Annotated in this window: 19 protein-coding genes, 1 tRNA gene and 1 other RNA gene; 12 read left to right on the top strand and 9 right to left on the bottom strand. The window is 42.4% G+C overall.

Annotated features, from left to right (window positions below):
• Both BP896_RS08135 and ffs read right to left on the bottom strand, forming a co-directional pair.
• Nucleotides 1-869: DEAD/DEAH box helicase (locus BP896_RS08135; RefSeq protein ID WP_349681946.1), on the bottom strand; the 869-nt coding region annotated here is incomplete at its 3' end.
• Nucleotides 870-1,054: 185 nt separating this feature from the next.
• An RNA gene (gene ffs / locus BP896_RS08130) (signal recognition particle sRNA) lies at nt 1,055-1,374 on the bottom strand.
• A 119-nt stretch (nt 1,375-1,493) separates the two neighbouring features.
• Here ffs and BP896_RS08125 point away from each other — a divergent pair.
• The 3 genes from BP896_RS08125 (at nt 1,494) to BP896_RS08115 (ending at nt 3,981) form a co-directional block, all read left to right on the top strand.
• Nucleotides 1,494-2,618 (top strand): glycosyltransferase family 2 protein, encoded by a 1,125-nt coding sequence (locus tag BP896_RS08125; RefSeq protein ID WP_291767407.1) that lies wholly within the window; start codon nt 1,494-1,496, stop codon nt 2,616-2,618.
• Between the two features lie 23 nt (nt 2,619-2,641).
• Nucleotides 2,642-3,208 carry a hypothetical protein gene (locus BP896_RS08120; RefSeq protein WP_291767405.1) on the top strand — a complete coding sequence of 189 codons (567 nt, stop codon included), beginning with the start codon at nt 2,642-2,644 and terminating at the stop codon, nt 3,206-3,208.
• A 374-nt stretch (nt 3,209-3,582) separates the two neighbouring features.
• A complete protein-coding gene (locus BP896_RS08115) occupies nt 3,583-3,981 on the top strand; it encodes a roadblock/LC7 domain-containing protein (RefSeq protein WP_291767403.1) in 399 nt (132 codons plus the stop codon).
• 82 nt (nt 3,982-4,063) lie between these two features.
• Here the strand turns inward: BP896_RS08115 and BP896_RS08110 are convergent, their stop codons facing one another.
• The 4 genes from BP896_RS08110 to BP896_RS08095 all read right to left on the bottom strand — a co-directional run bounded on the left by BP896_RS08110 (nt 4,064) and on the right by BP896_RS08095 (nt 6,518).
• A complete protein-coding gene (locus BP896_RS08110; RefSeq protein ID WP_291767402.1) occupies nt 4,064-4,225 on the bottom strand; it encodes a hypothetical protein in 162 nt (53 codons plus the stop codon).
• Between the two features lie 178 nt (nt 4,226-4,403).
• Nucleotides 4,404-4,517, bottom strand: a tRNA-Thr gene (locus BP896_RS08105).
• 203 nt (nt 4,518-4,720) lie between these two features.
• Complete coding sequence (locus BP896_RS08100) at nt 4,721-5,464, bottom strand: TRM11 family SAM-dependent methyltransferase (protein WP_291767401.1); 744 nt, start codon at nt 5,462-5,464, stop codon at nt 4,721-4,723.
• Nucleotides 5,454-6,518 (bottom strand): DUF373 family protein, encoded by a 1,065-nt coding sequence (locus BP896_RS08095; protein WP_291767400.1) that lies wholly within the window; start codon nt 6,516-6,518, stop codon nt 5,454-5,456. The genes BP896_RS08100 and BP896_RS08095 overlap by 11 nt, the downstream gene beginning before the upstream one ends.
• A gap of 90 nt (nt 6,519-6,608) precedes the next feature.
• Here BP896_RS08095 and BP896_RS08090 point away from each other — a divergent pair, with 90 nt between their 5' ends.
• Nucleotides 6,609-7,133: an LOG family protein gene (locus BP896_RS08090; protein ID WP_291767399.1), complete on the top strand. Its 525-nt coding sequence runs from the start codon at nt 6,609-6,611 to the stop codon at nt 7,131-7,133.
• Between the two features lie 373 nt (nt 7,134-7,506).
• Nucleotides 7,507-8,583: an FAD-dependent oxidoreductase gene (locus tag BP896_RS08085; protein WP_291767398.1), complete on the top strand. Its 1,077-nt coding sequence runs from the start codon at nt 7,507-7,509 to the stop codon at nt 8,581-8,583.
• On the opposite strand, the gene upp is transcribed toward BP896_RS08085, so the two are convergent.
• Nucleotides 8,580-9,239 carry a uracil phosphoribosyltransferase gene (gene upp, locus BP896_RS08080; protein WP_291767397.1) on the bottom strand — a complete coding sequence of 220 codons (660 nt, stop codon included), beginning with the start codon at nt 9,237-9,239 and terminating at the stop codon, nt 8,580-8,582. The genes BP896_RS08085 and upp overlap by 4 nt on opposite strands.
• 135 nt (nt 9,240-9,374) lie before the next feature.
• On the opposite strand from upp, the gene BP896_RS08075 reads away from it, so the two are divergent.
• The 7 genes from BP896_RS08075 (at nt 9,375) to BP896_RS08045 (ending at nt 17,415) form a co-directional block, all read left to right on the top strand.
• Nucleotides 9,375-10,028 (top strand): RraA family protein, encoded by a 654-nt coding sequence (locus BP896_RS08075; protein ID WP_291767396.1) that lies wholly within the window; start codon nt 9,375-9,377, stop codon nt 10,026-10,028.
• 266 nt (nt 10,029-10,294) lie between these two features.
• On the top strand, nt 10,295-11,449 hold the full coding sequence (locus BP896_RS08070) for a radical SAM/SPASM domain-containing protein (RefSeq protein ID WP_291767395.1): 1,155 nt from the start codon (nt 10,295-10,297) through the stop codon (nt 11,447-11,449).
• A 41-nt stretch (nt 11,450-11,490) separates the two neighbouring features.
• On the top strand, nt 11,491-12,987 hold the full coding sequence (locus BP896_RS08065; protein ID WP_291767394.1) for a phenylalanine--tRNA ligase subunit alpha: 1,497 nt from the start codon (nt 11,491-11,493) through the stop codon (nt 12,985-12,987).
• Nucleotides 12,988-14,628 (top strand): phenylalanine--tRNA ligase subunit beta, encoded by a 1,641-nt coding sequence (gene pheT, locus BP896_RS08060; RefSeq protein WP_291767393.1) that lies wholly within the window; start codon nt 12,988-12,990, stop codon nt 14,626-14,628.
• Between the two features lie 11 nt (nt 14,629-14,639).
• Nucleotides 14,640-15,359 carry a glycerophosphodiester phosphodiesterase gene (locus BP896_RS08055; protein ID WP_291767392.1) on the top strand — a complete coding sequence of 240 codons (720 nt, stop codon included), beginning with the start codon at nt 14,640-14,642 and terminating at the stop codon, nt 15,357-15,359.
• A 221-nt stretch (nt 15,360-15,580) separates the two neighbouring features.
• Nucleotides 15,581-16,246, top strand: coding sequence for a DUF3834 domain-containing protein (locus tag BP896_RS08050; RefSeq protein WP_291767391.1), 666 nt, complete (start codon nt 15,581-15,583; stop codon nt 16,244-16,246).
• A complete protein-coding gene (locus tag BP896_RS08045; RefSeq protein ID WP_291767390.1) occupies nt 16,246-17,415 on the top strand; it encodes an MFS transporter in 1,170 nt (389 codons plus the stop codon). The genes BP896_RS08050 and BP896_RS08045 overlap by 1 nt, the downstream gene beginning before the upstream one ends.
• Nucleotides 17,416-17,422: 7 nt before the next feature.
• Here BP896_RS08045 and BP896_RS08040 read toward each other — a convergent pair whose 3' ends face one another.
• Nucleotides 17,423-19,993 (bottom strand): glycosyl hydrolase-related protein, encoded by a 2,571-nt coding sequence (locus BP896_RS08040; protein ID WP_291767389.1) that lies wholly within the window; start codon nt 19,991-19,993, stop codon nt 17,423-17,425.
• A gap of 434 nt (nt 19,994-20,427) precedes the next feature.
• A partial coding sequence (locus BP896_RS08035) for an aldo/keto reductase (protein ID WP_291767388.1) occupies nt 20,428-21,109 on the bottom strand: 682 nt, incomplete at its 5' end.

The raw sequence follows: 21,109 nt of genomic DNA, 5'->3' as shown, positions 1-21,109 counted from the left end.
AAGTACTCCAGGACCTTGGTTGAATCAACCCTACGTTCACCCTGCTCACTCATGTTACTGAATAAGTCCCTGAAGAGGGCTCTAATCGATGCTAAGGCCCTTAATGCACCTGCCTTAACGTTAATGTCATTCACGAACCTCCTAACGTCAGATAGGGCTGCCTTAACCATGGCCTCGGTCAAATACTGAGTGTTCAAGTCAAGTATGGCGTAGGGGAGGTTATGCGCCTCATCAATTATAAGCACTGATGACTTTAAATCAAAGTTAACCACCTCAGGGGCGTTTAGGGAGAATAAGTAGTAGTAGGATAGTATTATGACCCTCGCCTCATCTATAAGCATCCTTGACGCATCATAAGGGCATACACCCAGCCTACATACTGACTTAACGTACTCACTGGGTGACTCTAAGCCAGCCACAGTATCCATGAATAAGCTACCATCCACCCCATTGTTCTTCAACTTAACGTAGTATTTGCATTCCCCTGTTCTCTTCAAGTAATTGCACTCCATTAGGAAGTCCCTGTAAGGTAACCTAGAGGTTGATGAAATGCAGCACATCCTAGCCCTATTCCTAACTAGGACATAGGGTACGAATACCCCCCTAACCTTAAGCATCCTACTTAACTCCCTCATGGGTGCAGCGGCTTGATTATTAGTCCTAATCATGTAGACAATCTTAATAGGCTCACCCTCACTGTAGGCTAAGGCAGCGGCTAAGGCGGCCGCAGTCTTACCCACACCAGTGGGTGCCTCAACCACAATCCCCTTACCCTCCCCTAGGTTACTGTATATGAAGTCCGCAATCTTAGCTTGAAGAGGCCTCCAGCCAATGTACGGTAAGTACTTACTCACCTTAGTATTAATCATTAGACCAGCATTGAAGCTCTCCACGCTTTAAAAACCTATGGTTCAGCACATTGTTCATTAAAACTTCCCATGGAGGTAAGGATAATAAGGCGATTACTTCACTTAATGCGCGAGAACATACTAAGATAATGCAGCAAAAAGTAGGCGGCGTGGGGAATATACTACAATATATAATATGATTTAAGTTAGGGCCCAACCCCCACCCCACTACTGACCAGCCTCAGCCGTAGCCATAGGCCCATGCTCAGGCCAGTGGACCCCTGAACACGCCCACCCCGGCTTAGGGCCGCTCCCTCCCGGGCCTAACCCGGTTCACCGGAACCCCACTACCCACAGCCCTACGGCTGTAGGCGTGGGCGGTGGACGTCTCAGGGGGCTGGCCTTCATAGCGGTACCCATGGCCCGACACTGGGCTAATCAGTAGCGGGGTGGGGTTTCGGCCTCCGTTTACCTACGGCCCCCTTTGAGAGGGGGAGGGGTGGCGCCCCTCCAGGCCTGGCCCAGTTGTAATGGGGAGTGGGCTTTTTAACTCTTATCTGTTGGGGAGCCAATATAGTTTATCTTAAACTATTTATGAGTATTGGTTTGAGGGAAAAACTATTAAAGTACCCTTGCTTATTGCTAATGGAGTTGAGGATGAGTGATGCGCTTGACGCATCAATAATAGTGCCAACACTTAATGAAGCTGGTAATGTAGGTAGGCTTATTGAGGAATTAGCCAGTAACCTTAAGGGTGTTAACTATGAGGTAATAATTGTTGATGATGGATCAACTGACGGCACCGTTAAGGTTGCTGAGGATACTGCGAGGAGGCTTGGGGTTAATCTTAGGATTATTGAGAGGGGTAGGAGGCTTGGATTGTCAAGCGCTGTGATTGATGGTATAAGGGCTAGTAGGGGAGGCATTATTGTGGTAATGGATGCTGATTTGCAACACCCACCATCAGTAGTGCCTAAGCTTATTGAGGCCGTTTCAAATGGCGCTGATGTTGCCGTTGCCTCTAGGTACATTAATGGTGGTGGAGTAGCAGGTGATTGGCCCCTCTTGAGGAGGATAATAAGCCGTGGGGCAATTACCTTAGCTCACATACTAGTGCCTACAGCCAGGGATGTTAAGGACCCCGTCTCAGGCTTCTTCGCAATGAAGAGGGACGCCGTATGCCTAGATAAGCCCCATGGCGACTACAAGATACTGCTTGACATACTTGCCCTCTGTAGGGTTAGGAGTATTGTGGAGGTTCCCTACGTTTTTAGGACTAGGGAGGCTGGCTCATCTAAGTTAGGTACTAGGCAAATAGTAAACTATGTTAAGCAAGTTGCCTCAATATCACTGAACCTGCTTTCCCTAAGCGGCTACAGGCCCATTAAGTTCGCTATTGTTGGTGCAATAGGCCTAATAGTCTCTGAACTGGTGCTCCACGTATTCTGGAGGGTGCTTGGGTTAGCGTACTTCATATCCCTTATACCAGCCCTTGAAGCAGGTATTGTCAACAACTTTACCTTAAATAAAGTGTGGACGTTTAAAGACAGGTCAGTGGGTTACTGGGTGGGGTTAGGTAAGTATCATGTAGCCAGTTTAACTGGAACAGCAGTAACATACGCCGTAACGAATCTGCTTCACTACGCCCTTGGCATAAACGGTTACGTAGCATACGTAATAGGGGTTATATTCGGCTTCATAGCCAATTACATTATGGCCGAGGTCTACGTCTTCAAATACCGACGCATGGGCACTAATAATAACCTTTAAAAACATCAATATTATTGACGCTTGTGGCTAACAATAAGAGGAGTGGCTGTGACCCGGTGAGCATTAGGCTTGAGGCTGAGGACTTTAGGCTATGGTACACTAAGTTCAGAGATGTCATAAGTGACTTAAGCCTAGTTAGGAGAGTATCCTCAATAGTCTATAATCTCCTTAACCAAGGCTGCAGCGAGGAGGAGGTTGTTAAGGCTGTTGAGGATATTTTAAGGAACCTTAACGTGGATCCATTAATGATTAAGAGGGGTGAATTCCAGGGGCTTAGAGGTGACGTGGTTGATGTTTTAAAGATAATATTCCCGAATGCAGTACAGGAAACTAAACCACCCTTCTTTATTAGTGAGGAGGATAAGAGGAGGAGCCAGCAGCCCACTGTTAATAGGCAGATTAAGAAGGCTGTTAAGCGTACATTAAGGATTAGGGGTACTGAGGCGTTCTCCTGGATAATGCTGGGAGTATCCTCAATCCTAACAGTAGTCTCCTTAGTGATTAACAATAGGTTAATGCTGGGCGTAAGCTCATCATTAGCCTTAATATTCCTCATAGTGGCATTAATGGCACACATACGCATGATATAGCCACTAGGTCACAAAATGGTTAGGAAGCCTTGCCTTTTAAGGTTAAGGAACTCTAGCGTTAACTTGCTTTCATAAGGATTTATATTTTTCGCTATGTTTAGTTAGTGAACCTGGCAAGCGATTAACCTACTGCCCACGGTTGATGGGGCATTGATTCATGGTACTACCCTAATACTCAATGCAGGGGCCCGTTAGTGGAATTACCATTTACTTAAAAGTTCATATCTTAGGTGTATGGAATACCAGGACTTACATATCAGTAAATTAAGAATAGGAATTAAAAGGTAGTGCTAGTTAATTAAGTAAGGACTTAAGCGATCCTTTAAGTTAAATTTTATCTAAAAGTAATTAAAGCCAGCACCAGTGGCACCTTAGTGAGGCAGGAGAAGGGCTTAGTTAATGAGCTTAATGACTTGCTTGAATCTTACCTAAGGGATATGGAGGGGGATGTGGTAGGCGCAGTGGTGTCAGATGTTAATGGTTTACCAATAGTGTATAAGACTATAATTAATTTAAGTGTTGATTCATTATCAGCATTATGTGCCTTGGCTATTAACCATATGCGGAAGATTAGTGGTGAAGTTAAGCTGGGTGATATTGAGTACGCAGTGATAAGCTACAGTGGCTATGTGCTTTACATTGAGCATATTTACGGTGACCTATTACTCATAGTGGTGGCTAATAAGGATGTTAACATGGGTTTAATAACATATGTAACAAGTAGGTACGCTGAGCATATGAGTAATTTAATAAAGGCCACTAAGGATTCTTAATTAATGAATGGAATCCTCAATAAAACATTGTAAGAATCAATATTGATTATTAGCATCCTAGTGATACTTTTTATTAATGTATCTATCTCTTATTCGTTTCATCTATACATCTATTATCCTCTACCCTTCTACTGGTATCCTCAATTCTCCCAGCGGCAGTATTAATTCTGGCGCTTAATGCTCTGCCAACATCATTAATCTTAGCATTTAATGAACCCATACACTTGTTAATACATTCCTCCATACTCCCATTAGCTTTAGGATTTCGCCAATCCTCTTATTAGCCTCATCAATCCTCCTATAAACATCGTTGATTTTCGCATCAATTTTAACATCTCAGCGCGTTTAAATCCTTAATACTCAACTTCTTATCATCCTCAATCCTAGCTTAATGTATTATACAGTAATTACCCTAGTAGTAGAGCCCCGGCCGGGATTCGAACCCGGGACCTCCCGCTCACCTGGACCCCGACTTACAAGGCCTACGCGGGGTAAGCAAACCCCTGGGCGCTCCAACCAGGCTGAGCTACCGGGGCTTCATGGTTTTTTAGGTAAGTGATTTTAAGGTTTTCTCCCGGAGGGACCTTGTTTAATTGAAAGGTAACCTTACGTCGATCAGTAGGCTCATAAACACTCACTCATCGTCTTAGCTCAGCCTCATCATCAACCTCACTGTTTACTTAAAAGCCAAGCCTAATGTAAAGGACCGGTTTTTATTCCTTTACCCAAGGCATTAACACTAGTTATCGTCCTTGCTTAAGCATAGTATAAACCTTGATAATGCCCCATGAACATGATCGACACCTATGCAGTATGCGTTTAAATTCAGTGAGGCGGCCTCATCAATAACCACGTCTAGTAAATATGAGGGAAGCGTCATTACAATGCTTCCACCCTTAGCCAGTAATTCAATTGCTGATTCAAGAAACTTAATGTAGAGGCTACTGAGCCTTGACTCCGTCCTAAACACCCTATTGAATGGTGGATCAGTTACTATTGCTTTAATTGAATGAGGCCTAATAGGCATCATTAAAGCATTGCAGATTAAGTCACTTACACTCTTAATATCGCACCCAATTGCACGTATACCTAACTCCTCAGCTATCTTGGGTATTGTGCCTACTCCAACAAATGGATCAATTATTGGACCCTCGGTGACGCCAGTTAAGTTAATCATGAGTAGCGCGTGGAGCGGATTCAAGTGAGGTGAGTCCTTCCTTACGCTGCTTAATACCGCCTTAATTAAGGTGGGCTTATACTTAACTCCATTAATAGTAATTTCCTTAACTAAGGCCGCCCTATTGATAACGCTTAACAATTGCTCAAGCCCATCACTGGTATTTACTTTAGCCCAACCATCCCCACATTCAATATTACTCACATTTAATCCACTTAACCTAATTAGTGTTCTTAATTCTAAGCATGCCAACTCAATACCCATTAATCTCTTTAATTTAATGAAGGCCCCCATTTCACCGCTCAATACTAATCCTCCTAACATGCCTCCTAATCACGAATATCATAGCCAACACCAGCATATTGATTAGCACGTATATTGTAAGGAATAATATTAATGACGCAATGTCGAAACCAGGCACTATTATTGAGGATAATCCAGTTAATGGTGATATTAATGATATTGACGCAATGTAACCGTAAGGTATCCTGTGAGTCTTTGAGTAAGTCTCTATAACTAATACCGCCACCAATGCCCCATATATTATGCCTAGGATTTCAGGTAAAGTTAATGGCTTCCCTATTAAAACCATGAATGGGTTACTCCTCAATATGGGTGAGTATATGTTTATGTACATGGCCAGTATAACTATGGTTACCAGTATGGTGAAGAATGTGGCCTCATAACGCCTTATGAATAATATGAGCGGCCTATATGCGTTAAAGGCTATGAAGAGCAATACTACACCAATCACCAGTGATATGGATGAGGCTAATATGGGCTTAATTGATTGAGGAATCAAAAGCCATATCCCATAAAGCATAACCACCAGTCCAGGTAAACCCAATGTGTATTGCCTCCACCCAGGTTCAAGGAAGGCCTTCCTAAGGTAATACCTGGTTAATACAGCGAAGTCCTCAACACTCCTAGTCTGCTTAACAACAATCCTCTTAACCGATATCACTGTCCTCCTTGATTGTATGAGGGGAAGCACTACCTCATCAGAGGGGCCGTCTGAAACCAGTATTATACCATCGGCATTAAATATGCTTAAAACCTTATCCAACTCAGCCATAACCTTCAAGTCAGCCTCAACATCACTATCACTGCTCCCAGTAACTAAAGCAACCTCAATATTATTACCGTATATCGGCCTTAAACTATCATAAACCCTAATAGCCCCAAATATGGCGTTTGCATCTGAATCATCTGGGTACCTAACTATGAAATCTACCCCAACCTTAAGAACCTCATCCCTACCAACAACTGGGGTCTTAATACCGAGCCTCTCCCCAACATCATTATCCCTATCTACACAAAGCACCAGTATCCTCTCTTCAACCATTACTACGTCATCCACTTATGCTTTCACCTTAATAAATCTGATGTTAAGAGAAAAGCAAGTGGCTTAAGGAGAAATACTTTAAACAGCTCATTTACCTAACATAACGTGCAGGTGGCCATTGCAGCCCATAGTGGTGAATACAGGGATAAGCATGTTAAGGCAATTAAAGATGTTATGGATGGTTTAACTCAATGTAAACCTACTATACTTTTAGGTGGTTACTGGGGTTTGATGAAAGTTGCTGCTGATGAAGCTATTTCAAGGGGGTTAAGGGTTGTGTTAATACTGCCCATTGAGAACGATGCTATTGAGGTCCCTAAGGATGCCGTAATTGTGAGGACTGGCATGGAGTTTAGGGAAAGATCAGTAGTGCTGATTAGGAGTAGTGATTCTGTGGTAGCTATTGGTGGTGCTGCTGGGACAATAATGGAGGTGCTTTTAGCGTATGCCATGGGTAAACCAACAATAGTACTTAAGGGTATGGGTTTCCCAACAGATAGGCTTGAGTTAGCTTTCCCAGATTACGTTGATGATAGGAGAACCTCCAGGATACTTTACATTACTAATCCCCGTGAAGCCGGTAAGTTAGCCTGCACCTTAAATGGAGCTCAAGTTAAGGAACAGGGATGAGACTAATTCTAAGTATGTTAGCTACCCCCTTCTTTAGGTGGGATTCTGCGGTTAGTTTGGTTTCTAGTCCTCATGCTTGGTGATATTTAAGTCCGCATTTTGGGCATTTGAANNACCCTATCCTTGAGTGTTAATTCATTATTCATGTAGCCGCACCTTGAGCATGCCCTAGATGCATTCACTGGGTTAATGAGCCTAAGCTCCTTACCATACTTAGCCAAATTGCCGCTGAATAATGCCCTTTAACTCATTAAAACCAAAATCAATTAACCCCCATGCCATAGAAAGTTTAAAAGTACAGTGTAAAATGAACATAATACTGAGTTAAAAGTCATGTGAAAAACATTAAAAATAGCGAAACAGAGCCTAATTCATGAAGTTCGCATTAAAGTGTAGCCCAGGTCAGAAGATTAGTAAGAGGCAAGGTAAGGTGGCTATAATTGGGGCTGGGCCAGCGGGCTTAGGTGCGGCTGGTTACTTGATATGCAAGGGGTATGATGTAGATGTCTACGATAGGATGCCTGAACCAGGTGGAATGACACTCTTCGCCATACCCAACTGGAGGCTACCTTGGAATAACATTAGGGCTGGTGTGAGGGAGCTTAGGGAATTGGGGGTTAACTTCTTCAGTAATGTTAAGGTTATCTGCGATGATGAGTATAAGATTGAGGGTGATCAATTCGTTAAGAGCAGGATTCACCTGGAGGAGTTGATAGATAAGTATGATGCCTTAGTGATAGCCACAGGGACGTGGGAGTCTAGGAAACTTAAGATCCCTGGGGAGGACCTTAAAGGATCATACCTAGCCCTTGATTACTTATTCAGAATATACGCGAGCCAGCATGGTTATTTACCTAAGTCTGAGGTTTTTAAAACAGGCTTAAAGTCCATGGTGGTTGGGGCTGGTTTAACGGCTGTTGACGCCGCAATAGAGTCCCAATTAGAGGGAGCTAAGGAAGTTTACTTATCCTACAGGAGGACTATAAACGAGGCCCCTGCTGGTAAGGCTGAGATAAATAGGTTAATCCAGAGGGGTATTAAGCTCCTTGAGTTAACATTACCAGTGGAGGTTAGTGGTAAGGAGTATGTTGAGGCTGTTAAGATTATTAAAATGAGGCTGGGTAAACCAGACGCCTCAGGTAGGCCTGCCCCGGAGCCAATACCTGGCTCTGAATTCACACTCAGTGTAGATACTTTAATATCAGCTATTGGTGAAATACCAACACCACCCATGAGGAAGGAGTGCTGCGGCATAGTGTTAAGGCATAATGGTACTATAGATACTGATGCCCAGGGCAGGACAACTAGGATTGGCGTCTTTGCCGCTGGTGATGTAACTAATGGCCCGACGTTAATTGGTAAGGCGTTATCCCATGGCATGAGGATAGCGCAGTCAGTTGAGTCCTTCCTTGAGGCTGGGGGCAAGAAGGGGAGTAGTTGGAGGTCTTAGGCTTCACCGTAGGCCCTATCCCCAGCATCCCCGAGCCCAGGTACAATGAATCCCCTCTCATTCAGCTCTGGGTCAACTGCAACTAAGTAAACATCAATATCCGGGTACTTGGCGAGTATCCTCTCTATGGCGTACTTAGTGCCTATCACATGTACAGTTATGGTCCTCTTAGGCTTCCCATGCCTATACACTATATCCAAGGTGGATAATATTGTTGATCCAGTGGCTAGCATCGGATCAACTATGATTAATGTATCCTCATCACGTATTTCAGGAATCCTATAGTACCCAACATCTATTTGAAACTCCATTGACCCAGGCACATGAGTATTCTCAATCCTCCTGGCACTAACAACACCTATTCTAGCCGCTGGGAAGGCCTTAAGAAGGCCCTCAACCATGGGCATGGCTGCCCTAAGTACTTGAACTATTATGACCTTATCAACATCCTTAATCCTAATCCCCCTAGCCTTAATACCAAGGGGTGTCTCAACCTCCACACTATAGGTTTCAAAGGACTTAATTATCTCATAACCTATTAACCTACCAAGCCTAACCAACCCCTTCCTAAACTCAATTTGGCCAGTCCTCCTATCCCTAAGCGTCGTTAATATATCCTGAGCCAGGGGGTGATCAATAATTATCACCTTCCCCATGAATTACCAGTGCAGCTATCCCTAAGCCCTTTTTAAGGATGTACTGATTTTTAAAGTCCATTAAGTGCCTTTAATGATTAAACCCAGGTAGGGTATTTAAGTATGATTAGTGTAAAACAGTTAAGGTGAATCCAAGTGAACTTAGAGTACTTAAGTAGAATACTTTACTCACCGGTTATTTCAGACGTGTTGGATGAAATAGGTGTCCATAATCATGCATTACCAAGCGGTATACTTCCAATTAACCCCAACTACGTGGTTATAGGGTACGCATACCCAATGTACGTTGACGAAGCCAACAGCCTTAACCCCGATAACCCTTATAAAGGACTCATTGAGGCTGTTGATTCTATTCCTGAGGATTCGGTGGTTGTTATTGAGGTTAATGAAACCATTAGAGGCAGGACTGCTGTTTGGGGTGAATTAACAAGCACAGCGGCAATGGCGAGGGGTGCTAGGGGTGCTGTTGTTCATGGTTTAGTTAGAGATGTTAATCAGGTTTTAAGGCTTGGATTCCCAATATTCGCAATGGGCCAAACACCATACGATATTAAGGGTAGGGGTGAGTTTAAGGGCCACGGGATCGAGGTAACTGTGGGTGATGTGAAAGTTAGGGTGGGTGACTTAGTGTTTGGTGATATTAATGGTGTGGTTATTGTACCTAAGGAAGTGATGAATGAAGCAATCAATAGAGCTATTGAGAAGGTAAGTAAGGAGAGCATTGCTAAGAGTGAATTAAGAAGGGGCGCTCACCTTAAAGATATATGGAATAAATATAGGGTTCTTTAAGAGGGATGTGAAATTAAAGCATTATTTATTAACCATTGATGAATACCCTCATAATTTCCTCAAATGCGATAGCAGATGGAATAATACCATAATGGTATTTAATATATAGCATAATGAGTTTGAAGGCTGAATTGAGTTGGCACCTTGTTTTTATTCAAAATTAACTACATAATCCTTAATTCAATAAATCATACTTATTAAAGTAAGGTTACGAAATATTTTTAACCTAGTATATTATCTAGAAATAGTTAGCTAGGTGAATTAACTTGGCTGATGAATTAATTAAGGATATGGGGTTGATCTTCCTCACAGAATGCCCTGCTACCCCATTAACCCATATCCTAGCTCTTAATGCCAATGATTATGCTGAGAACCTTGCTAAGTTACTTAGCTCGGAGAATCCAGTGGATGCCACCCTTTACTTAACTAGGGCATGTAACCTCAAGTGCATTACCTGCTATGTATCAGCCTCTAGGCCGTTACCCAATGAACTCAATACTAATGAATGGATCAGGGTTGTGGATGAATTAAGTGAACTAGGTGTAAGGTACCTTTACCTACTTGGCGGTGAACCCCTCCTGCTACTTAACAGGGGTTTACTGGACATAATTAAGAGGGGTAAGGAGAATGGTATGGTCATCTCCCTAAGTACCAATGGAACACTGGTAAGTGAGGAGGTGGCACTTAAACTAAGGGATTCAGGCGTGGATCAGGTTCAAGTTAGCCTTGATGGACCTAACCCAGTAATCAACGATATAATTAGGGGCCATGGATCCTTCAGGAAAGCCATTAATGCCATTAAGCACCTTAAGAAAGCGGGAATTACCGTAACATTATCATATACCGTTACAATCAGTAATACTGATTATGTAGAGGACTTTGTTAAACTGGCTGCCAGCTTAAATGTTCCTGCGGTAACATTCATTAGGGTTCAGGAATTTGGTAGAGCCAGTGGAGGTAACTTAGGTATTAGTAATGAGTTGGCATACGAGGTATTAGTTAAGTTAAGTAAGTTAGGTAGCATTAATGTTAAGGTTGTGTATAGTGGCTTTAGGTTTGGGTTAATGAACCTCATGAGTAAGGCCTATAGTGAGGCTGAGGAATTACTTAATAGGCTTAAGGTCACTAACTATGGTATATGCCCAGCTGGTAAGAGTAGGCTTGTGATTGACGCTAATGGTGATATTTACGGCTGTGAATTATTAATGAGGCCGGAGTTCAGGGAGGGTAATGTTAGGTGGGATGATTTAGGTAAGGTATGGGTAAGTGGATTTAAGGCCTTTAGGAATAGGGTACATAATTCATCATGTACCAAGTGCCCATTCTTTGAGCTATGCCAGGGAGGGTGCCCAGCTAGAGCTTACGCTAAGTATGGTTCATTAAATGGCCCTGACCCATTTTGCCCATTCATCAGCGGCTAGGTGTTAAGCTTAATAAGGGTTGGTAAGCGGGGATGTAGGGTATGGTTGTTTTACCACCATTACAGTACAGTATAATTAAAGCGCTGGCTGAGGTTAATGAGCCCATTGACGCAGACTCCCTAGCAAGTAAAGTGGGTAAGAGGGCTGAGGATATTATGAGGGATCTTGAGGAACTTAGGGTGAGAGGGCTTATTAGTATTGAATATAGGTTGGTTACGAGGGTCACATTAACTGATCTTGGTGGGGAGTACTTAAGATTAGGATTACCTGAGGAGAGGCTTGTAGCCAAGTTGAGGGAATTAGGTGGTAAGGCAAGTTTAAGCGAATTAAATAAATTAGTAGGCTTAAGTAGGGAGGAGTTCGCAGCAGCCTTAGGTAGGCTTAGGAGGCTTAGGGTGGTTAATCTAAGTGGTAATGTAATTAATTTAACTGATAATGAGGGTGAATTAATGAATTACATTAATGAACTTAAGTCATTCCTAAGCAGCATTAAGGGTACTATGGAGTATGCTGGTAAATTACCTGAACCAGTGGAGGAGGCTAGGCGTAGGGGGCTTGTTAAGGTTCACCAAGTGAAGAAGCTCATGGTTACCATAACCCAGGAAGCCTTAAACCTATACAGGATTGGTGAATTGACAAGTGCTAGGGTAATAACTAGCCTAACCTCAGCCGACTTAACCTCAGGTTCCTGGAGGAGTGGGGTCTTTAAGGAATTCGACTTAGCTGTGGAGGTACCCTTAAGGCCTATTAGGCGTAAGCACCCCTTCATTCAATTCCTGAATCAAATTAGGGATGAGCTAGTAGCCATGGGGTTTGAGGAGGTTAAGGATGAACACGTTGACGCCGCCTTATGGAACTTCGACACCCTCCTAGTGCCTCAATACCACCCAGCTAGGCGTGAAACTGACGTATTCTATGTTGAGAATAGGCTCAAGCCGAGGGAAACCCCCGTAGAGGTTATGGAGAGGGCTAGTGAGCAGCATGAGTTAGTTTGGTCATATAAGTGGAGTAGGGATGAAGCCCTTAGGGTACTTTTAAGAACACACACGACGCTGGTTACTATTAGGCAGATTTACCATAGGGGGCCAGGTGAGTATAGGTTATTTTCACTTGATAGGGTCTATAGACCTGACACACCTGATCCCACGCACTTCATGGAGTTCCACCAACTTGAAGGCATAATAGTGGGTAAGGAGGTTACCTTTAGGAACCTACTGGGCTTCTTCACTGAGCTTGCTAATAGGCTTAGGCTTGGTAAGGTTTACTTTAAGCCAGCTTACTTCCCCTTCACTGAACCAAGTGTTGAAGGCTACGTGAAGCACCCAAGGCTTGGGCAACTTGAGGTTTTCCCAGGAGGCATGTTTAGGCCTGAGGTGCTTAAGATAGTTGGCTTAAGCAGTGAGTATAAGGTTGCGGCCTGGGGTGTTGGAATAGATAGGTTGGCAATGGTTGTACTTGGTGTTGATGATATTAGAACCCTCTACACTAATAACATTAAGGAAATAGACTCAATGAAGACTCCCATTGGGGTGGTTTAAGTGCCAACCATTGAAGTCTCCCTAAGGGACCTATCCTCAATAGCACGGGTGGATTTAACACCTGATGGCCTCAGGGATATTGTAGAGGTTTTTAAGGGTGAAGTCACTGATGTTAAGGGTGATTATGTAGCCATTGAGCTTAATTACGATAGGCCAGACTTATTTTCAGCTGAGGGGCTTGGAAGGGCTATAGGCATATACCTAGGTTCAAGAAGCATACCAGAGTATAATGTCGATGGGCCAGCCACTAAACTTGATGCAACTAAGGCACCGGCTTATAGGCCATACGCCTACATGGCCATTGTAAGGAATGTTGAACTTAATGATGAGGCTATTAGGCAACTCTTCCAGCTTCAGGAGATACTACATAGGGACTATGGTGATGATAGGAGGCTAGTGTCAATAGGCTTATACGACCTTGACACTGTTAAGCCACCCTTCAGTTACGTTACTGTTAAGGAGGCTACCTACAGGCCATTAGGTTACAGCGAATCCATGACGCTTACTGATGTACTTAATGTAACTGAGAAGGGTAAGGCATACTCAAGCTTAGTTAAGCCTGGGGAGTACCCGCTATTAATTGATGATGAGGGTAAGGTTCTCTCATTCCCACCGATACTTAATGGTGAGGAAACTAAAGTAACTGAGGCCACTAGGAATGTGTTAATTGATGTAACTGGTGTTGAACCTGAATTAATGAAACGCGTGTTAAATATCATGGTTACCTCAGTGGCTGAAAGGTCTAGGAACCCTGTAATACAGTCCATTGAGGCCACCGGGGCCAATAGTGAACTTACCCCAAGCCTTAATTGGATTAATATTAACGTTAAACTAAAGGATGCTGAGGATTTAATAGGTATGAGGCTTGAACCCAACGCAACCACCAGCGTATTAATGAGGATGGGGTTTAAAGTCTCAGACATGGGTGATTCAATTAATGTGCTTGCCCCACCCTATAGGATTGATGTCCACAGCTACGTTGATGTCATTGAAGACATTGCGATTGGCCTCGGTTACAATAACCTTGAACCAAACCTACCACCCCCAACACACTTCGGCTCTAAACACCCTGTGGAGCACTTGAGTAGTATCATTAGAGACCTACTGCTGGGTATGGGGCTGCAGGAGGTGGTTAACTTTAACTTAATTAGTGATGAGGTAATGAGGAGTATTGGCTTAATTAACTTCGTTAAATTAAGTAACCCTAAGATTAAGGATTACTCAGCACTCCGTAGTTCGCTCATACCATCACTGCTCCTAACGGTTAAGGTTAATCAGAGGCTTGTTGGTAAACTGGAAGCTTTTGAAATAGGCGATGTGGTTGAGTTAAAGGATAATACTGCAGCCACCAGTAGAAGAGTTGGTGTACTACTCATGGGTGATGGATACACTTTAACTGATGGATTATCAGTAGTTAAGTCACTCCTTAAGGCATTGGGAATGGCGGCTAACCTACGTAAATGCGGTGATAAACCCTTTATACCTGTACGCGCAGTAGAGGTGCTGGTGAATGATTCTAGGATTGGATGTATTGGTGAAGTTGACCCAGAGGTACTGGTTAACTTAGGTATTGAGAAACCTACGGTTATTGGTGAATTAAACATAGATTTAATGCTAAGTATACTTAAAAGCCTTCACTGAAGTTAAACCCTATGGCATTAATTATTGGGCATAGGGGGGCCAGGTGTTGTGCCCCAGAGAACACAATACCATCATTTAAACTAGCTATTGAAGCTGGGGTGGATGGCATTGAATTAGATGTACACATGACTAAGGACGGTGAATTAGTTGTAATTCACGATGATACACTGGATAGAACAACCACTGGATCAGGTTACGTTAAGGACTATACAATTAATGAGTTAAGGAAACTAGACGCTGGGGTTAAGTTTGGTGTAGAGTGGCGTGGGGTTAAGATACCGACCCTCGATGAGGTGCTTAGGGAATTTGGTAATAAGACAAGCTTCGTAATTGAGCTTAAACATGGTAGTGACGTGTATCCCAGCATTGAGGAGGAGGTACTTAACCTAGTTAAGAAACATAATGTGAAGGCTAAGATCGTGTCCTTTGATTTCAATGCGCTTGAAAGAGTTAGGCAACTTGATGACTCAGTGGAGTTAGGGTTAATATTCATAGGTAAAGCCAGATGGTTCATTGACATCGCTAAAAAATTAAAGGCGCAATGGCTTCAAGCAGAATATAGGCTAATTAATGAAAGTGACGTTAAGATTACTCATGAGGCTGGTTTAAAGATTGGTGCCTGGACCATAAATGATGTTGATATAGCTATTAAATTAACTGAAATGGGTGTTGATGAAATAACCACAGATAATCCGAGCCTAATAATAAGAAACCTTAAACACACCAGGTAATCATAATATTAACCAATTAAACTGGGAAGTCCTATAAATTTTACTTATGTTTTTGTTTGTTACGTCTTTTCGTAATGAGTGATAGGAGGGGATGAGGAGATTAGGCTAGCTATTATTGAGTTGCCAGGTATTAACGATGCATGATTATTAATAAAGGACTAGTAAGGTTCTGGTTAGTGTAGCGGGAAATGTTTAAAAATTCGATATCGATAATATTATCAATGAAGATAATAACTGCACCAGGCCCTGTTTCATACCCTTTAATACTGGCTTCAAGGTATTACCGCGACTTGGATTTAGTATTCGCTAAGGGTAAGGAGAATGAAAGCGCCTATGCGATAGCTGATTCATTAGTATCTTTAATTAAGAATGATTTACGAGTAGATGTGGTAACCGTTAAGGGACTAATGTTCATTTACCCCAAGTTACAGGGGCCTAGGATTGCCGTTTGGAGGCGTGGTAGTGCAGCGGATTTACTCACTAGAGCATTATTAGATAGGGTTGGATTAAAGGCTGAGCTTGTTTACGCTGATGACTGGTACTCTATACTTAACATGCTTAATGAAGGTAAAGTCCAAAGTGCTGTGCTTAATTTAGGGGTTCTTGAACATAATGACGCATTTCTAGAGGAATTGGTTAATGCGCCTGGAGCCTGTGGTGCTTACGTGAGTGGTAATCCACAATACTTCATAGATACCTATACTGCTGGCATTGAGGCTGCTAAAAGAAGCTTAACTGATGCAGCCGAATACATTGCAAGGAAGCTACCAATTAGTATTCCTAGGGGGTTTATTGAGAATATTCTTAGGAGAGTTAAATATGGTATCTATGATACTGGCAACTACGCAGATTTTATTAATGTTGTTAAAAGGTATAGTGATGCTTAATGATTAGGGGGCATTACTTGGGATTAGTGCAGGCATTACTAATAATAGTACCCTTGACAATAGCGGTTAGGGCATCTAACAATATGCTAATGACCACAATACCCCTATTAGCTAGGTATGATTTCCACTTCAGTAATACGCTTATTGGCTTATTATCAGCTTTAACAGCATTAATGACATTCCTAAGCAGTGGCTTAATTAATTCAAGGTTAAGGTCATGCTGTAGGAGGCTGGCATTAATAGCATCTTCAGTAGCATATACTGTGGTTTATCCATTATTTTGGTTGTCATCACCATTAACCATATGGCTACTCTCAGCCATTGCAGGATTCACCCTAGGCTTCCTAATGCCTAACATAATAACTTCAGCAAGTTTACTGCCCGATAGGAGAGCTAGGGAGAGGCTGCTTAACATATATACATTATCACTAAGCATAAGCCTAATATTAGGCCCAGCCATTGAATCACTAATACTTAAGCACTATAGTTTAAAGGAATCCTTCCTATTCTTCACAATATTCCCAATACTTGCCTTAGCCATAGCTCCACTTATTAGATTCCCTGAGGAGCGGGGTGGTGATTCATTAATTACTGTGAATAATGTGCTATCTAATCCTGGATTCCTGACCGCAGTCCTAAATATTGCAACATATAACGTAGTCTTCTCCTTCCTAATGGCATTTGGCGGTATTTACGCTAGGGATTCCTTTGGATTAAGCTACTCGATGGTTGAAACCCTATTCTCACTATTCTTCATAACATCATTCCTAGGTAGGCTCTACTTATCCATTAAACCAGCTGAAAGGCTTTGGCCACTTATGAGTAGTGCAGTATTATTAACTGTAATTGGCGTGACAATGATTGGGTTAACTAGCAGCTCATTAATCTACATTATTGCACTACTACTACTTGGTATACCTCATGGTATCACTTACCCATTATCCGTAGTTGCCATATCAAGGGCGTTTAAACCTCAGCATAGGAATGCGGCTAATAGCTTATTCTTCTCATTCATGATGCTCATAGGCATAGCCACACCAACAGTGACAGGTTATGTGGCGGATTTAATAGGCATACGTAACACATTCATAGTACTCATATTACCCGTGATTATCGCCTTAATACTCCTAAGGAGGTATGTGGGGTCTGTTGATAAGCCACTTACTTAATTTTACTTTAACTCTTCTTGGCGATGATGGTTAGGTATGACCTCGGCTTAATACTCACCTTTAATTCACCATTGGTGAATTCACCAATCTTATCAATGGGCTCCTCCAGTGGGTTGGCTAGGTAGGCTGTGTAGCCATTCAGCATCCTTGACCTTATGGTTAATGACTTAGCCTCACCATCAACCTCAAGTAGCCTTAAAACAACACCATCACCCAAATCCCACTTCTTAACCGCAGTCACCACCACTTCAGGTGGATCTACCGTTAAGTCACCATTTATGACCCTCCCAATCACAGGTGATGCGAAGAACCTATGAGCCATACTTGGCTTAATACCCCTACCACTCGTTAACCGGTAAGTGAACGTGAATGAGCCACCCTGGGCAGCCTTATAGTTAGTGTGCCAGTAATTATTCATGACGTAGGAGAATATTAAGCCGCTATTCACTTTAATACTTCCTCTCCAGATGCCGTCGAAAATATTATTAATTGTAATCAATGGAGCCTCCTCAGTGTAGAACGCCACATCAAACTCACCCTTAAGTAGGGTAATGTTATTTACAGTAAACCAGTTGGCGCACCCACCTTCAACCAACTCACCCTCAACATCAATGAATGCCCCAGGCTCCTCAATAAGCACCTTAGGCCTAGTTAATTTGAATGGGAATGCAAAGTAAACACCCTCCTTATCGTAATTCTCAACCTTATCCACAGTATTCCTAATAATTATCTCCTTACGGGCCTTAGGTAAAGTAATCTCCTTCCTAATCCTACTAAGGTGGCTTTCACCCTCAATAACCACAGTAATTACATCATCATTCTCATAAACCCCATTAACCCTACTTGAATACTCCCTAATAATACTGAAAGCCGGGGCAGTGGGCTCACCCTCATATAGGTAGTTCAATATTGTCCTCTCCATACTAGTCCCCCTACCACCAAGCACGTAGACGTATTCATCAAGTGCGTACTTTGATGAATCTATTAATTCCGCATTAAGCTCCTTATCAATAACACTAACCACTCTACCACCCCTAATAGTGACCCTGTAGTAAGGTGACTCAATTACAGTATCCTGGGCATCAACACTCCTACCCACAAGGGGCTTCCTTGCGAATGGCCTTGATGACATTGGTGGTAATTCAACGTAAGTATTCTCAATAATACCACTGGCTGTGAATGGGTATGGGTTACTAACGTAATCACCCCTAGTCAATTCAATAGCCTTACTAAGAGCCTTACCTGCGAAGCCAGCCTTAATACGCCACTGCTCCATGGCATTTGAATTATAGGGGTCACTAACTGAATTCCACGCACCCCACGTATGCTCATCAAAGTACACTACACTCCTCCAAGCCTCATTAAGGTCATCCTTAGGGTACTTTAAGCCATTAAGGTAATCGAAGGTGTAGGCCACTTCAGCGAAGTACAGTAGCTTCTTAGCAAGCCTCAGCATAGCCAACTCCCTAGCCGTTGAGGCTGCACCATCCTCCCAATAAGCCCCAAAACTACCCTTAACCTCACTAACCTTACCATTAACCTCACGCTCAAGGTTATGGAAGAAGTCGTCCGTAGTGGAGATTATTAACTGTGGGTTCTCCCACTTCTCATTAAACTCATTAACAATATCAATGAACCTATCCGATGCAGGCCAATTATCAATGAACATACCGTAGAGTAAAACACTCCCATACTGGTAACCCCTCTCCTCAAGGGTTGTTAGGAAGTGGGCTAAACCAGCCTCAGCCCTATCAAGGCTCGTTAATAAGCCAGCTGACCAACCCTGGTGGTAACCGTGGAATCCCGGTATTAATCCACCATAACCACCACTGAACCATGCCAATACACCATTACCATCAGGCCCAACCCACTTGAAGGGTGACTTAAGCCAGGTATTCAACTTATGTAACGGACCCCTATCTGGATTAGCACCCTGAATATAGTACTTAATACCGCATGATGCTAAGACGCTTGGGAGCGCATAAACTGCACTTGGTATATCATTTAAGGCTGCTGTCTCAATTCTAAAGCCTGCCCTCCTCAAATCCCTAACACTGTAGAATAACCTAATTAACTCCTCATGGCTACATAAGCCAGTTAACACATTTAATGGGAATGCCTGAACACCAATTAAGCCACCCTTATTGGCTTCTAGGAGCTCCATAATCCTACCGAAGGGCTGCTCATTAACCTCAATAACGAATTTACCACCCCTGGAGGCTACTTTAAGGGCAATATCCATGTTACCCCTATGAACCTCCTCAACCCTAGGCTGGAGGTCAGTGTAGCCGTAGTCCGTGTGGACTGTTGGGGCAACATAAACCCTAAGCCTCCTAGGCTCCTTGAATTCAGGCTTAAATGAGTAGGATTCACCATCCTCAAACCTAACCTCAACAGGCTCATTAGGCTTAACCTCAGCGAGGAACCAATTCAAACCAGAGGAAGCAGTGAATCCACGGCCATTAACAGTAAACTTAACTTGATAAGGCGACCTATTCCTAACATATATTAAGAGACCCCTCAAACCACCCCTACTAATGAAACCCGTAGGCTTAACCCAAACATTGAAGTTATGCATTAATTAGCTGTATGCATACCAATATTTAAGGATACTCTACCTTGTTCCATTAATTCTCAATAATGATTAAAATACGAGTTTAGGTTTTAAATACCAAGCATTAACCTTATAAATAGAGCTAATGTACATCATTAAAGCAGAGTGTGAGTGTAAAAAAGGATTACTTGCTACTTCAACAGTAATAATAGGCATAGTGATTATTGTAGTAGTGGTAGCAGCAATAATAACACTAAGGAGAAGGTAAGCTAAGAAAGTATTTTTAATTTAAATCATTATTTTCTTTGGCAATATTTTGTTTAAATTTAAGTAAAAGCTAATGAACTTAGGTTTAGCTTTATCTCGCCTTCATTAATGGTTTTCAAAGTCCTATAATCATTAATCATTCTACTTTCCTGTAAATAATGTAATTCTATGATGTAACATTTCCTAGTTTATTACTGGGAGGTGTGTGTCTTGTATATGTCCTCAAGCCTCTTCATTACGTCATCATTTATTTTAACGTTTAGGCTTTCTAAGTCCTCCTCAAGCTGCTTAACACTTGTTGCACCTATTATGGGTATTATAGTTACCCCAAGGCTTTCACCCCTCTTAATCATCCATGCTAATGCCAACTGAGCGTCACTTACACCTAATTCCTTAGCTACCTCGTGGAATTCAATAAGTATTTTAAGATTCCTATCAGTGAAGTACCTACGCCTCATACCCTCTATGTAATCTGCCCTAGACATTTCAGGTATCTTCCAGGTCTTATTCTGAAAGTCAACGTATTTTCCCGTTAATACTCCTTGAGCTAAGGGAATGTAGGCTAGTATTGCCATGCCGTACCTCTTGGCCACAGGTATTTTATCATTCTCAATCCACCTCTCAATGTAATTATACGGTTCCTGCATTGTTGTGAAGGGTTCTAGGTTTCTTCTTTCGGCTATTTCCATGAATTCAACTATGTCGTGTGCTGGGTGATTGCTTTCACCAATGTAATTCACTAAACCATCCTCAACAAGGTAATTAAGAGTCCTAAGAGTCTCAATCTTAGGGGTATCAGGATCAGGGGCATGTATTTGATATAAATCAACATAATCTAGGTTAAGCCTTCTTAGTGATTCCTTAATCTGCCAC

It is taken from the genome of Caldivirga sp. UBA161 (genome assembly GCF_002506515.1).
Taxonomy (GTDB): domain Archaea; phylum Thermoproteota; class Thermoprotei; order Thermoproteales; family Thermocladiaceae; genus Caldivirga.
The sequence above is the reverse complement of the archived record's forward strand: the minus strand, read 5'-3'. Positions and strand labels throughout refer to the sequence as shown.